Source organism: Pseudoalteromonas ardens (assembly GCF_030125445.1).
In the GTDB taxonomy this organism is placed as follows: Bacteria; Pseudomonadota; Gammaproteobacteria; order Enterobacterales; family Alteromonadaceae; genus Pseudoalteromonas; species Pseudoalteromonas ardens.
In genome coordinates, this window is sequence record NZ_JASJUV010000009.1 from 166813 (window position 1) to 183253 (window position 16441).

At 51.4% G+C, this 16441-nt stretch carries 3 protein-coding genes; all 3 read right to left on the bottom strand.

Annotated features, from left to right (window positions below):
• Position 1: 1 nt before the first annotated feature.
• From QNM19_RS21560 to QNM19_RS21570, 3 genes are read right to left on the bottom strand one after another with little or no spacing between them, the layout of a single operon-like run.
• Positions 2 to 7291, bottom strand: coding sequence for a non-ribosomal peptide synthetase (locus tag QNM19_RS21560; RefSeq protein WP_284027198.1), 7290 nt, complete (start codon positions 7289 to 7291; stop codon positions 2 to 4).
• Positions 7288 to 10665: a non-ribosomal peptide synthetase gene (locus tag QNM19_RS21565; protein WP_284027199.1), complete on the bottom strand. Its 3378-nt coding sequence runs from the start codon at positions 10663 to 10665 to the stop codon at positions 7288 to 7290. Before QNM19_RS21565 ends, QNM19_RS21560 begins: the two co-directional genes overlap by 4 nt.
• A gap of 2 nt (positions 10666 to 10667) precedes the next feature.
• Positions 10668 to 16439, bottom strand: coding sequence for a non-ribosomal peptide synthetase (locus QNM19_RS21570; protein ID WP_049863039.1), 5772 nt, complete (start codon positions 16437 to 16439; stop codon positions 10668 to 10670).
• Positions 16440 to 16441 lie beyond the last annotated feature (2 nt).

Sequence of the window (16441 nt, forward strand, 5' to 3'; positions counted from 1 at the left end):
TTTAATTTAAATACTTATTAATCAGTGTTTTAAGTTCATTTCTGCGGATAATGTCATGATGATCCGTATCCGCAATGGGGTGAAATTCGCAATGTGCCAAACGCGTTTCCCACCCCTCTGAGGCAGAGAAATCATTGGCATAAATGAGTCGTGCATGACCACCTGACGGTGTACAACTATGGGCCGCGAACAGCGCCTGGTTATGGCTCAGGATCTGCCACTGGACTTGCAGGTCCGCAAGCGAAAAGTCTTCAGACACAACCTGTTGTGCTACACATAACTGATGCAATAGTGCCAAACGTTGCTCACTGCTTAGCGGCTGGACATCAGCCATCGCAATGCCTTCCAGTGACACACCTAACTCCGCAGCGAAAGTACCCAGCCGCGCCAACTCATTGTGTTCGAGGTTTTGTAGTTCCGGGACATAGGCGTCAATCATCGTCAGGCTTAGCACCTGTTCCTCGGCCAGGCTTTGCATGGCATGACCGATCACGCCTCCCATTGACCAGCCAACCAGGTGATAAGCACGTTGCCCCAGACCCTGGTGAAGCACAGACCAATAATGCGCGGCCAGTGCAACAATGGACTCGCCCTGCTCAGTGATGGACTGCAAGCCGTAAATCGGTGCCTCAGTGTGCAGCTGCGCCACTAACTCGGCATAACACGTCAGCTGACCGCCCACAGGGTGAATGAAGACAATGGGAGACAACTGGCTATCACCTTCGCGCAAACACACCAGCTCCATCTTGTCACCGCACTGACCACCACAGGCATCCACCAGGGCGGCTAATGCTGCCAGGGTTTGCTGCTGGAACACATCCAGTGCGCTGATGTGTATGCTGAAGGCCTTTTTAATTGCCCGTACCAGTGCGACCGCTTGCAAAGAGTTGCCACCCACGCTGAAAAAGCTCGAGTCTTTATAGAACGCCTGATCTTCCGGTAGTCTCAATACGGTGCGCCAGACAGATGCCAGCTTCAACTCTGTGGCCGTGTTCAGCCGCTCACCAGCACAGGATGACTCAACCTGAGGCAGTGCCTTGATATCGAGCTTGCCATTTCGCGTGACTGGCCAGTCTGAGACAGCGATCACGTGCTGTGGCACCATATAGCCAGGTAATTTAGCGCGTAGCGCCTCGCTCAATTCCGCATGCTTAAACTGCTCAGAACGGGGCTGAACATACGCCACCAACGCCGGAGTGTGATTGTGTGCTGTAACAATCATCACATGTGCGCGCACCACCTCAGGGTCCGCCAGCAACTGCTGCTCGATCTCGGCCAGCTCAATGCGATAGCCGTTGAGTTTCACCTGGTTGTCAGTCCGACCGAGGTACTGCAACAAACCATCCGCATAGCGCACCACATCGCCGGTTTTGTATAGCTGGTGATGACCCGGCTGACCATCGCTAAACGGTGAGTCGATAAAGCACTGAGCAGTCAGTTCAGGCTTACCCAGGTAGCCCTTCGAGACCCCCTCACCACTGATATACAGCTCACCACTCATGCCTTCAGCAACGGGCCGCAAATAAGTATCCAGCACATACACTCGGTTGTAAGGCAATGGCAGCCCCAGGTGTGGGCAGGCGCCCGTGATGGGAGCGACTGTTGCATTGACTGTGCACTCAGTTGGTCCGTACACATTCAAAGCACTGCGTGCAAACTCTTGTTGCCAGACGACTAAGCGTTGCCACAAGGACTCAGAGATGGCTTCACCACCGATAATCAGATCGGGAAGCTGAGCCCCCAGGCCCTCATCCAGCCACATTTCCACCAGGCTCGGTGTACAATCCAGTACCGAAACAGAGGTTGCACTGAGGTATTGAGCAAACTGCTGTGGTTGCAGCTTCAGCGCTTCTGGGATGGGCGTGAGTGTCATGCCAGCAATCAATTGCAGCAAACCCTGCAGTGAGGCATCAAACACGTAGTTTGCATTCCATCCCCAGTTCTTGTTGTCCTGACAAACGGACCATTGCTGCATCTGTGCCATCAATGCCAGCGCATTATGATGAGACACCATGACCCCTTTTGGTTGTCCGGTTGTCCCCGACGTGTAAATCACATAGGCTAGGTCTTGAGCAGACGCCTTATCCAGTGCCACATCGTGCTTAACCGTCACGTCTTGCAGCGTTTCAAGACTGATCACAGGGCAGGTCTGAGCGCTGTGCTGGGCCTGATAACCCGGCTGTGTGATCAATAAGCATGCATTTGCATCCGACAGCACATACTCGGCACGTGATTGCGGCGCATTGGGGTCCAGCGGCAGATAAGCTGCGCCGCTACGTAAGATGGCAAGTAACGCAACCACCATGTCATCACTTTTGTCCATTTGGACCGCAACAACCTGACCTCTGCCCACGCCATAGTGACTCACCAAAGCCTGTGCACACTGTGTCACACGCTGTGCCAGCGCATCAAAAGTCCATGTCTCGTCGTGCCAGATCAGGGCAACGTCTTTAGCGCGTTGCGCTACGGTATGTGACCAACATTCTGCCAGGCTGGCTGCATCGACTGAATGCACCGGAGCCTCGGGCTGCAAGCGCTCAAGCAGCGCCGCCACTTGCGTCTCACTGCATACAGTGAGCGAAGGCAAAGACAGCGATAAGATATCTTGCTGCTCCACGCACTGTAACAATACCTGCTCCACTTGCTGCGCAACCCGCTCGATGGTATCAGCTGTGAATAAACTGGTGTCATATACCCAGTGCATCGTCAGCTGCTGTGCTGACAAATCAAAATGAATGTCGAGATCAAACTTGGTCGTTACCGCGCTGCCAGATACAGCTTGAAATGAAACACCATTGAGCGAATCACCCGCAGATGCCTGACCCAGCCTAAAGTTCTCCTCACTGTCGGTCGTCAGCATGATCTGAAACACAGGAGAGAGTGCGGCTGAGCGCGTCACCTTGAGTGCATCCACCACGGTGTCGAATGGCACCAGGTTATGTGACTGCGCAGCAACATTAATCTCTCGAATGTGCGCAAGATACTCGCCCAACGTGGCGAAATCTGTTCGCGCAGTCAGGGCCACGGTATTGACAAATAACCCAACTAAGCTGGCCAACTGCTGATCATGCCTGCCCGCTACGGGCGTACCGATCACACACTGGGTATCAAGACCATGCTGAGTCACCACCAGCGCCAAAGCCGCATGTGCCAGCATAAACGGCGTCAGATTATGTTCACCGATAAACTGCGTGAGCGCCTGTGCCTGTGCCTGGGGTAGCCTGCGAGTTACTACAGCACCGCATTGCTGTTTGGTCTGCGGTCGCGGGAAATCCAGGGCGATACCATGCTGTGCCGGTGCATCCTGTAGTTGCGCGCACCAATAGTCTAACGAGGTCTGACAGGCAGCGCTGGACAGGTAACTCTGCTGCCAAACGGCATAATCAGTATAAGCCAGCGGATTGTCCGGTAATGCCACCGACTGATCTGCTAACTCACTCTGGTAGCAGGTGACAAACTCAGTGAAAAACACATTCATTGACCAACCATCAGTGGCGATATGATGCAAGCTCAATAGCAGTGTGCCCGTCTCGTGCTGCGCCCCCTCAATGTAGGCAGCTCGCAGTAATGGCGCTTTTTTCAGATCAAAGGCGGCATTAATTTGCGCCACAGCCTGAGCCAGTACGTCTGTATACTGTTGTGGTGTGGGGCGATAATGTGCCAGCTTAAACTCTGTCAGCGGCTGCACCACCTGTACTTCACCTGCTTCAGTTTCATGGTAAGTGGTTCTCAGTATTGCATGTCGGTCTAACATCAAAAGCAGTGCCCGCTGGGCCGCTTCAACGTCAAACTCGCCCTGCACCTCAAACTGGTAAGTCAGATTGTATTGCGTGCTCGAGCCCCCTAGCTGATCAATAAACCACATTCTGCGCTGAGCCGCTGACAGGGGATAACCATGCTGCGACTCTGGGGCTTTTGTCACACTCAACTCGCTAACAGTATGCTGATACTTTGCAACTAACTCAGTGAATGCAGCCAGCACAGGGGTTTCGAATAGGCACTGTACAGGCACCTCAGAGTGCAAGGTTTGGTGAATTTTGTGTATCAGGTTCATCGCCAGCAATGAGTGTCCACCCAACTCGAAGAAATTGCTCTGCATCCCAACCTGTTGTGGCTCAAGTTGCAATCCAGCGGCCCAAATCTCTGCAACAGATCTGGCCAATGCCGTGGTTGGTGGGGTCAATTGCGCCGTATCTGTAGTCTGCTGACGAACCAGACGGGCACGATCTATCTTGCCGTTGGCAGTGAATGGCATGGTGTCCAGCTGAACAATCTGCGCGGGTATCATGTGTAATGGCAGACTTGGCTTTAAGGCCTGCTTTAATGCCTCGACACTCTGCACCTGATGACAGGTCACGTAGGCTATCAGACACTTTTGCCCACCCTCGTTTTCAACCTGAACAACCGCTTCTTTGATTTCTGACAGGCACATCAGCGCATGCTCGATTTCCCCTATCTCAATCCTGAACCCACGGATCTTGACCTGGCTATCGGCTCTGCCGACAAAACACACATTGCCATGCTCATCCCATTTAACCAGATCACCGGTGCGATAAAGCCGCTCATTGGTTATCGACTTCGCCTCGATAAACCGCTGCGCCGTCATATCAGGTTTATTCAGATAACCCCGCGCGAGTCCTGTTCCACTCAGGTAGAGCTCTCCGACAACCCCGATGGCACAGCGCTTTAGCTCGGGATCCAGAATGTAGCAGCCCGTCCCCGAAATGGCCTGACCAATTGGATAGGCACCTTCGTCGATGGCATTGATCTCGTAATAAGTGCTGAATGTGGTGTTTTCAGTCGGCCCATAAATATTGTACAAATGCGTGGGCTTACCATGAGACAGCGCCTGATCAATACTATGCTTGTCAAGCTTGTCACCGCCAACCATGACAGTAGAGAGTGAACCGAATGCATCAGGCCTGATGGCGACAATCTGGTTAAACAAGGCGACCGTAACGAAGGCAACGCTGATCTCCAGTCGGCGCACTGCTTCGGCAAACCGATTGGCGTCCAACAAGCACGCTTTGTCCAGCCCGTATAACGTAGCCCCATTTGCCAGCGCGCCCCAAATCTCAAAGGTCGCCGCATCAAATGCCGTGTTAGAAATGAACAAGATATTGTCAGCCGGGCTCAATGACACATAGTTAGGCGCGATCACCAGGCGTTCGATACCCGCGTGCTCAACCATCACCCCTTTTGGTTGACCTGTTGAGCCTGAGGTGTAGATGACATACGCCAGGTCCTGAGCCGTGGTATCCACATTCAGGTTACCGCGATGCTGGGCCTGGATAGCGTCGGCAATTTTGTCTGCATCAATGGCCACGACATCAGACACATAGGCTTCAAACAATGACGCCAGTGCCGTGTTGGTCAGAACATGTGTCAGTGCCGTGTCCTCAACCATGTATTGCAGTCGGGCAGCCGGGTAACCCGGATCCAACGGGACATACACCGCACCGGCCTTAACGATGGCCAACATGGCGATCACCAGCTCAGCAGAGCGTTCAAATGCCACACCGATGTAATCCCCGGGCACGACGCCCTGGGCCTGCAAGTAAGCAGCCAACTGGTTGGCACGGGTATTCAGTTCATCATAATTGACGCAGGTGTCAGCCACACAGATCGCCTGTCTGGTTGGCGCTTTTGCAGCCCAGCGCTCTACGTACCTGTGTATCGGCAACTGTCGGGATTGATATTCGACCTGGTGTTCCCAGGTTTTAAGCTGCGCCACTTCCTGTTTGTCACTGAGTACCAATTCGCCTACAGGCCGATCCGGGTTATCAGCAATTTGCAGACAAATGGCCTGTAGCTGCCGTGTCATTCTCGTTATTGTTTCGGCTTTAAACAGATTGGTGTCGAACGAAAAGCTAACTCGAATACCATCCAGGGTTTCAACCAGGTTAATTTGAATATCGTATTTTGCACTCAGTTCCGCCGCGTCAAATGATTCCAAAGACACGTCTCCGGCCATCGGTATGTCGGCTTCGTCGGTGACATCCAGGTTATTTTGTACTAACGCAATCTGAAACAGCGGGTGATAACTGTTGCTACGTTCTGGTTGTAATGCTTCCACTAGGTACTCGAACGGAATGTCCTGATGTTCCAGCGCCGCTTCGTTTACCTGCTTGGCGCTGCCTAACAGCGCCGCAAATGACTGTTGAGCATCCGTGTGCAGACGCAAAACCAGGTTGTTAATAAAACAGCCAAACGTTCTTTCTAGTTCTTTTTGTTTTCGCCCAGCAACAGGTGTACCGACGACCACGTCATCGCTGCCAGCGTAGCGGCTAAGCAGCACAGAGACCGCCGCGTGGAATAACACAAACAAAGAGGTGTTCTGACTCACCGCCAGTGCCTTTAATTGGTCGCTCAGCGCACCGGGGAGTTGCACTGCGCAAAAGTCACTTTTCCCGCCTGTCGATGCCGGCCTGGGGAAATCCAACCCGATATCATGAACTGTTGGTAAATCCTGCAACTGTGTCAACCAGTAGGATTTAGATGCCGCGATCTGGTCGCCGTTCAGAAGTTCATACTGCCAATTTGCATAGTCTGCATACTGCACAGGTACCGCCGGCAGTTCTGGCGTCTGACCGGTAAACAGCGCGTTATAAAAGTGCTTAAAGTCGTCAAGCAATAGTGCCATTGACCAGCCATCAGCAGCGATATGATGGACATTGAAAAATAGGGTGCCATGTTCGGCTGACTGCCTGATAAAGCCACCACGAAACATCAGATCTCGCTGCAGATCGAAAGGTTTCTGGGCATCTTTATGTACATATTCCAGAGCCAGTGCTTCACTTTGCTCTGCGCTCAGATGACTATAATCTTCAATGACAAAGTCGACATCACCCGCTTCACGGATGACCTGGACTAATTGCTCGCCCTCATAACGCACCACTGTGCGCAACACTTCATGACGAGCAATGATCATTTGGATAGCCTGACGAGCGAGTTGCTCGTCAAACTGTCCCTCTACACGCACGCTATTTGGCATATTGTACACAGCAGCAGAATCTGACAGCTGCTGTGATAACCAAATGCGTCGTTGTGCAGAAGAAACGGGCAGTTGCCCATTTCTGTCTACTGGCGCGATATGATAACGCTGCCGTTCACTTTCTAGCGCAGCAAACTGCTGTATATGGGCAATCAGAGCCGGTTTGTTCTCCTTTAGCATCGCTATGAGTTCAGGGATCAGGTTACTTTTTTCGCCAGTGATATTCAGGTTCTGGCCGTCCGTAGACAGCCCGATACCTAAAGAAGAGCACTGTTCTATGATGTGCTCTACACTCATATCACCATCCTTTCAGCGTCATCGCTCACTGCTGCACCAGACATAACCAGCTTCTGTTTCTCATACATTTCACACTGCTCTGCCAGGGCTTCAATGCTTGGATTTTCCATCAGTACCTTAAGCGGGATCTCGATGCTAAGCTGCTCCCGACAAGCACTCGCTACACGGATACCCAGTAGTGAGTGACCACCAATGGAGAAGAAGTTGTCATCCATGCTGATCTGCTCTTTACCCAGCAGCTCCTGCCAGATAACCTGCAAACGCGCTTCCATCTCTGTTCTGGGGGCAATGTAATCATCGACCACTTCTTCCAGTTCAATGCTTAACAACGCCTTACGGTCTTGCTTACCATTTTTAGTCAGTGGCATTTCATCCATTTCGATAATGACAGCCGCCACCATGTAAGCAGGGAGTTTGGTCTCCATCAGCTGTGTCAGGCGGTTCTGATCCACATCCGCACCAACAACGAAGGCCACCAGCTGCTCATCTTTCACCAGAACCGCCGCGTCGGTTACGCCAGCGTCTTCCAGCAGCACAGATTCAATCTCGCTTAGTTCAATACGGTAGCCACGCAGCTTGACCTGGAAATCACTACGACCAAGGTATTCGACTGTGCCATCTGCCAGCCAGCGACCCAGATCTCCGGTTTTGTAGATGCGACCAAATTCAGCCGACTCAACAAAACGCTCTTGGGTCAGTGCGTCGTTATTGAAGTAACCACGGGCAACCCCCTCACCGCCGATGTAAATTTCACCTTTCGCGCCCGGCGCCAATGGCGTCAGGGTATCGTTAAGAATGAAGGTCTGACAGTTAGGCAATGGGTTACCAATGTTGGGCACTGAGTCGGCTTTAATGTCAGAGAAGGTCGCGTTAACAGTACATTCTGTCGGACCATATACGTTCAGTGCGAAGCGCTGATGTGCTTCACTGTGCGCCGCCACTTTTTGCCATAATTCGGAGCTGATAGCTTCACCACCAATCAACAGATTTGGCAGCGCCAGGCCTTTCTCGTCCGCTTCACGCAATACCAGGTCTACCAGGGCCGGAGTGGTATCCAACACATCAATCTTGTTGTCTGTTAGGTAGCTCAATAGCTGGCTGGGGTCTTTACGCAACTCGTCTTTCAGCAAGTTCAGTTCCACACCGAATGCCAGCTGAGTCAGTGCCTGCACTGATGCATCAAAGATCATCGGCGCATTCCAGGCCCAGCGATACTGACCAGACACACCACGTTCAGCCAGTAACAGTTGCATGCTGTTTGCCAGGTTGACCAGATTGCCATGCTGCACAGCAACCCCTTTAGGCTTGCCTGTTGAGCCTGACGTGTAAAGGATATACGCCAGTTGCTCAGCATTGAGCTCAATGGCGTCAGCGTTTACTTCCCCATCACCCGCTATCTGAGTGTGGTCAATCGCAACGGTCTGACAATCGATATCAGCGAACTTATTGGTGTACTGAGGCTGTGCCACAACAATGTTGAGTCCAGTATCTGCGATAATGTACTCAATACGATCTTTTGGTGCACCCGCGTCTAACGGCACATAGGCGCCGCCTGCATGCATGATGGCCAGCTGAGCAACCAGCTGCTCAATACTACGGTCAACACAAATACCGACCGGCGATTCTTTTGCCACGCCCGCAGCCGTCAACTGCTGTGAAAACGCACTGACCTTAGCTGCCAGCTCGCCGTAGCTGATTGCATCATCTTCAACACGCAGTGCAATCGCATTCGGGTTAGACTGGGCAAATTCAAATACTGACTTGATCAGGCTCTGAGTATTTTCAAAAGAATGTTCGTTATTGGTCTTCCAGGGCTGTACAGCGCCTTCTTTCACACCGGAAATCTTCGAGACTTTTTCTTCGCCATGGGTAATGGCATTTTCCAGTAATGCTTCGAATGATTCGGCGAAGCTTTCAATGGTATTGGTATCAAATAAGTCTGTTTTGTACTGCCAGACAAATACCAGCTGACCTTCTTCCACCATGGCACTGAGCGAAATGTCGAAATTCACAACATCGATACCCGCTAAGATCTCTTCCGGATTAGACATCTCCAAACCTGGCAACTGGAACGTGCCGCTTTCGTGGTTTTGTAGCACAAACCACAACTGGAACATCGGCTGATGGCTGCTGCTACGCTCTGGGTTGAGATCTTCTACTAATGCGTCAAACGGCAAGTGCTGGTGTTCAAAGGCTTCAAGTAACGTCGTTTTGTTGCTGCGGATCAGCTCGTTGAAGCTTGGGTCGCCAGATAAATCTGTACGCAGAACCAAGTTGTTAAGGAAAAAGCCAATCAAAGGCTCAACGTTCTGGTGCACTCGTCCTGCAACAGGCGTTCCCATCACCACATCTTCTTCCGCACTCCACTGACCAACCAGCAGTGCATAAATCGTCTGCAGTGCCATAAACTGGGTTACCCCTTGTTCGCGGCAATAGGCATCCAGCTTATCTGTCAGCGTTTGCGTCAACTCGCGACGAATAGAATTCCCCAGGAAACCCTGTTGTGCCGGACGAGCTCGGTCCAGCGGTAAACTGTGCGTGGCAGGTAAGTCCTGAAGCTGATCGCGCCAGTAACCAATTTCGCTCTCCAGCACGTCACCTTGTAACCACTCGCGCTGCCAGTGCGCATAATCTTTGTATTGTACTTCCAGCTCTGCCAGCGGGTTAGGTTTACCCTGACTGTAAGCCGTGTAAATTTCTAAGAACTCTTTAACCAGGACGCCAATGGACCAGCCATCAGAAGCGATATGGTGCATATTGAACAAAACATAATGCTCTGAATCAGAGGCCTTAATTAACTGCACGCGCAGCATAGTATCGTTTTGCAGGTCGAACGGCTTAAGTGCATCCTGCTCGGCAAGTGTACGAATTTCATCATACAAGTCATTACCTTGAAGGTGAGTGAAATCGATGATGCTCACGGCACTGGCAACCTCTTCACGGATCACCTGTTCACATTTATCGTTGGTTTCTTTATACACGGTACGCAGGATTTCGTGACGTGCAACAACCGCATCTATGGTTGCGATGAACGCGTCCTGGTTGAGAACACCCTCCAGTTTAAATGCGGCCGACATGTTGTATTGTGCCGTACCTTGTTCAATGCGGTCGATGATCCACAAACGCTGCTGAGCAAATGACAATGGAATTGGACCATCGATTGTAGCTGGTTTAAGCTTCTGTTTTTCAACAGCTTCTTTCTGTGCGGAGAATTGGTTGATGAACTCAATCAGCTGTGCTTTGTTCTCTCGCAAAATGGCAATCATTTCATTGCTCAGTCCGCCTTTGGGTGCGTCGATTTGCAAGTTGCCGTTCTCAACAGAGAGGCGAACTCCTTGCTCAAGACATTGATTTATTATTGTTTGTGTGTTCATTGTTATTTCCTTAATGTTTGCGCTGAAGTAGTAGCTGTGATGGTTGTACCGGCTACACTTTGATTTATAAAAATGGTTGAAATCAGTTCTGCCAGCTGGCTGACAGAGGGACCACTGGCGAGTGCAGATACACTCAGTCCCGCTTTAAAATGTTGCTCACAAGATGAACATAAACCCTTGACCTGTAATGGATTACCCCCTAATTCATAAAAACCAGTATCAACATTGACTCGGTCTTTCTTCAGCACAGCCGCATAGATGTCGTGTAACACCTCCATAATGCGACCACGTAACTGGGCACCCCATGTTTGGGTCAGGCCCACGCTGCCGACTTGCTGTGCCTTAGCCGATGACTGGTTAAGTTTGACCAAGCGGAATTCTTCAAACAGTGTGTTTACTGCTATCACCTTTGCGTCGGATGTCGCTTGATATTGGGCTAAAATTTCAGTCAAACGCGCGTTTACCTCAGTGCCATTGATGAGGAGATCTGTCCTGTGACTAAACGTCAGTCCGGTTTGACTGTGCATAAGATTTAAATACCCTGGCGTAAGCTCAATGAGATTGACTCGCTGCGACGTCAGGTATTCATTCAGTTGTGTAATTGAATAACGCGTTTTCGTATCGACGACGTGTAACTCGAACCCAAGGCTCATCAGACACAAGCCCATCAAAGAGCAGTCAAACGATACCGACGCATTCCAGATAAATTTGTTCACCCAGCCCTGTTGCGGCCCGAGTTCGGCGGCCAGCTTGTCAGACAGCAGCAGTAAGTCCTGTTGGGTCAGCACCACTTCGTTGTCCGATGCTGGGTTAAGGATACAAACGGGTTGCGTATGTAATCGGGTTTCAGGCTCACAAACTCTTGCAGGTGCTTTGAAAGCCAACGCCTCGCTGGTGTCTATTACTTGCACTGAGGTATCCGCCAAAAAGGAGCCCAAATGGCGTTGTGTAATCGCAAAATCGAGATTAAAACGTGCGATCACCTCATCCGTTGTTTGCATATCGCTGTCCGGGTCCAGCCCCACAAAAGTAGTCCCACTGAACAAGCAAGCCATTTGTGTGACGAGCAGTGCTAAACCGTGATCCAGACACACACCGACCGCCTGTCCGGGCTTGACCCCTTGGGTATTCAGATACGCTCTCATTCGTCTAACTTTGGCGAATATCGCCTGCTGAGAGAGTACCTGTTCCTCGTCAACCACGACGGTTGCCTGTGGGAACGCTGCACCATTTGCAGCGACTCGCGCGGCAAATACCCCCTGCTCCACAGCGGGCAAATCGATGTCTGGTTTGGCGGTGCGCATCGGTGGGTGGGCCGTGTCAGATTCGTTCAGCAACCATTGTAAAATGCCTTTAAAGCGCACAGCGTACTGAGCAATCGTATCGGCCTTGAACAACTCGGGACGATACTCCCAATCCAACGTCAGGCTGGTGTCCTGCTCATAGACCGACAAAGATAAATCAAACTTCACACTCGGACTGTGAGGCTCCACCAAATCAACCTGCAAGCTGTCGAGCGTCAGTGGGTTAAACTGTTGGCTGTGGTACACAAACCACAGTTGAAAGATCGGGTTGTAGCTTGAATTCCGCTCCGGATTCAGGCGCTCTACCAGCAGCTCAAATGGCACATCCTGGTTGTCAAATGCGGACATCACAGCCTGCTTGGAGTCTGTCAGCAGTGCATCCAATGGGCGATTCAGATCAATCTGATTGCGCAGTACCAGGGAGTTGGTGAAACACCCTATCAGCCCCTCAATATCGGGGTGGTTTCTGCCCGCTACGGGTGTCCCTATCAGAATGTCTGTTTCGCCGCTTTGCTCCGCAACCAACAGGGCATACACCAGTTGCAAAACCATAAAGGGCGTCATATCTTTGCGCTGACAGAACGTTTGCAATTGTGAGCGTAACTGGCTGTCAATATTCAGTTTATAGCTGCGGCCTTCAAATGAGGGCTGGACCGGGCGCGGAAAGTCCAGGGGCAAACCGTGTACCTGAGGGTGCTCCGCAAGGAATGACAACCAATGTTCCAGCTGCCCATCCAGTGATCCATCCTGAATATTCTGGTGCTGCCAGTGCGCATAGTCCTTGTACTGAATATCCAGTGTCGGCAGCTCAGCGGCTTCGTTTCTCAACACCCCACGGTACAGGGCTTCCAGCTCTTCAGTCAAAATGTTAATTGACCAGCCATCTGCCGCGATATGGTGTAAGGTCAGCAGCAGGAAGTGGTGCTCAGGCGCAGTTTTAATGATCTTGGCACGTATTTTCAGGCCCACGTCGAGCTGAAATGGCATATTGGCTTCCGCTTCAACAAAATGCTCAACACAGGACATGACATCTTGCTTGCCCGATACATCAATGACAGGCACATCAAAGCTGTAGTCCTCCAGCACGTACTGTTTGGCGGTTACTGCATCATCAATCAGAACCGTGCGTAAAACCTCATGGCGCTTGACCAATTGTGCCAGCGCGGTTTGTAACGCAGAGACCTGCAAAGCCCCCGTGATAGAAAACACCCCAGGCATATTATATTGCGCAGTACCGTAGCTGAGCTTATCAATCAGCCACATAGACAGCTGAGAACGCGACAGTGGATGGCCACTTTCAAGGTCCGACTTAACCAGTGGTCGTACGCGACTTTGCTGCGATTGCTCCGTACGCATCACCTCAATTTTGTCTGCCAGCTGACGAATGGTCGGCTGCTCAAAAATACTGGCCAGTGGTAAATCGACTTGCATACTTTGGCGTATCTGGCCAAACATCTTCATTGCCAGCAGCGAATGACCGCCGAGCTCAAAGAAGTTGTGGGTGACACTGAGCACATCACGCTCAAATAACGACTGCCAGATAGTGCAAAGCTGTGCTTCAGTGTCCGTTTCCGCGGCGACAAACTCCACTTCGCGATGACTGGGCTCTGGCAATGCCTTGCGATCCACTTTACCGCTGGAGGTCAATGGAAATGCATCCATTTCCGTATAAAAGTGCGGCAACATAAAGTTCGGTAATTCTGTCGCCAGCTCAGTGCGGGCAGCCTCAACGTCAAAACCAATGCCGGGCTCCATGATGACATACGCAGCCAGCTTCACATCACAGCCTCGCTCACCCACCGTGGTCACCACAGCCAGCTTAACGCCATTCAGTTGTGCCAGTTTCTCTTCTATTTCGCCCAGTTCAATTCGGTAGCCGCGGATCTTGACCTGATGATCTATGCGTCCCTGGTATTCGATTTCTCCCTCACTATTTAGGGTCACCAAATCGCCCGTCCGATACAGACGTTCGCTCGCCACCGCCGGTAAGTGTACAAATTGTGCCTCAGTGACATCGGGTCGGCCGATATACTCCAGTGCCAGCCCGTCGCCTGCGATGCAAAGCTCGCCACTGACGCCAACGGGGGCAAGTTGATCTCGACTATCCACCACGAAATGACGATAATTTGGTAGCGAGCGGGCCAGACGGCAGCTGGGTGTGCCATCGACATCCCGACGTACTTCATCAACCAGTGAATACACGGTCGCTTCAGTCGGCCCGTAAGCATTAATAACACGCTGAGAGCGGACCAGCATCTGATCAGCCAGCGCAGGATAGAGTGGCTCTCCGACCGTTATTAAAGTTGCCCCCTGATTGCCCTGCCAGCCCGCTTCTACCAGGGCCTGCCACATTGTCGGAGTGCACTGAAATAAGGTGTAATCACGCGCATCGGCGTATGGTGCCAGCTTAAGGGCATCTTTACCTATCTGATGGCTGACCAGGGTTATTTTGCCGCCCACGGTCAGAGGGCCATAGATTTCCAGCGTCGAAATATCAAATCCAATGGTCGTCGTAGCAAGACAGTGACAAGATTGATCCAATCCCAAACGTCGGGCTGTGCCACAGATCAAATTGTCCAGGCTGTGCTGTGCTATCAAGGTGCCTTTGGGACGCCCGGTCGACCCGGAGGTGTACAGAATGTAAGCTTCCAGCGTCTCTCGCTCTGCCTGCACGGTCAACGTCCGCTCAGCAGGTGCGCTAGCGCCTGAGAGTAGCTTATCAATGAGCAAGGTGCGCTGTGCGCCTAGTGGCACTTGCGTGGCAAGCCGGGAATCTGTCACCAGCATCACTGCTTGACTGTCCGTAAACATAAAGGTCAGACGCTCCAGCGGATAGGCCGGGTCAAGGGGAACATAGGTCACACCCAAAGACAGGCAGGCCAGTAATGTGGCAACCATATCTTCATTGCGATCCAGACACAGTCCAAGTCTGTCACCACGCTTGATCCCGTGTGACTGGAATACCTCAGCAACCTGTGCTGCTCTATTACTTAACGCTCGATAGGTCAGTGTTGACTCACCTACTTCCAATGCAACATGGTCAGGGTGCTCTGCGACATGGTGATTGAAACACTGCACAATACTCGTTACGTCGCTCGACTCGGTGTGGCTGTTGAGCGTTTGATATACCCGGTAATCTTGTTCATTAAAGAAGTTAAAACCGGCGATCCGCTGTTGTGGGTTATGACGCATACCATCCATGATGGTGAACAGGCGCTCGAACAACCGGGCAACATCGGATTCATCAAAGAAAGCGCGGTTCGCCTCAACCTGTAAAATGACGTCCTGATGATCACCATACTCACACAAGTTAAACAGCAGTGGTGTGGTCTCGGTTCCAGGTGGAATAAACTCAGACTCCGCATTGATGCGTCCATCCGCATACTTGTAATCCAATTTCTGGTAGTTGAACTGCACATCAAACAGGCGTTCAAGATCGGGCTTCAGCTGACGCGCATGCTCAACGATCTTGCCAACCGGATATTTCTTAAACTTGGACACATCCCGCATCTGTGTGCGGATCTCGGCAGCCAAATCGACCATGCTCCACTGCTGATCAATGCTAAAGCGCATTGGCAGAACAGACACAATGCCACCAATGGCTCGCGCCGTTACCTTATCGCGGTTGTGAAATGGCAATGCCAAAACGATGTCGGAGGTCTGATACTGCAGGTTCAGATAGCAGGCGATTGCAGACATAAACAGGTGGTGCACACGCACGCCCATGCTCTTTGCCAGCGCACAAAGCCCGGCATAGTCAGACTGTGCAATCGCATGCTGACTCAAAAAGCTGTCATGCTTGTGCGGGTTATTCAGCTGCTTAGGCACAAACATTCTGTCAGGAAGCTGACGACTGAACTTTTGCTGCCAGTATTGCGTGGTTTGTTCACTGGTATCGAGCTGTTCATTCATGTACTCAATAACCTGGTCATACTGGGTAAGTGGGATCGATAATGCGTCTCCATTGCCCTGCGCAATGGCGAGGTAGTACCTGAATAACGTGTCAAACCAGTTACTGTAACCAAAGCCGTCAGTGATCAGGTGATGTGCGACTGGTACATACCAATATTCTTCATCCGCCAGCTTCAGTAAAAATGCGCGATATAAGCCGGGCTCTGATAAATCAAATGGCGTCAGCAACTGCTGATTGACAAAGTGTTTCGCCTGCTCCGACGCCTGAGTAAAGGTACTGAAATCGAGGAATTCAAATTTACATGGCACCTGTGCACGACACTGTTTGGGCTCTCCCGCTACTTCACTGAAGTAAAGATGAAACACGTCATTCTCTGCCACCAGCTGCGCCATCGCCTGTTGGAATGACGATTCACAAATCGTCTCTGTGATTCTGATCACTCCACCGATGTTGTAGTTTGGAGAGCTGGGGTATCGCTTTTGGTCCAGATAAATATCGAGTTGTGCAGATGTCAGCATCATACCCTTATCCTCTGTGAGTTTATTATTGTTGTTCATGG

Coding starts and splice junctions, on each gene's coding strand:
- QNM19_RS21560 (WP_284027198.1), bottom strand. CDS start 7,291: ATGAGTGTAGAGCACATCATAGAACAGTGCTCTTCTTTAGGTATCGGG.
- QNM19_RS21570 (WP_049863039.1), bottom strand. CDS start 16,439: ATGAACAACAATAATAAACTCACAGAGGATAAGGGTATGATGCTGACA.
- QNM19_RS21565 (WP_284027199.1), bottom strand. CDS start 10,665: ATGAACACACAAACAATAATAAATCAATGTCTTGAGCAAGGAGTTCGC.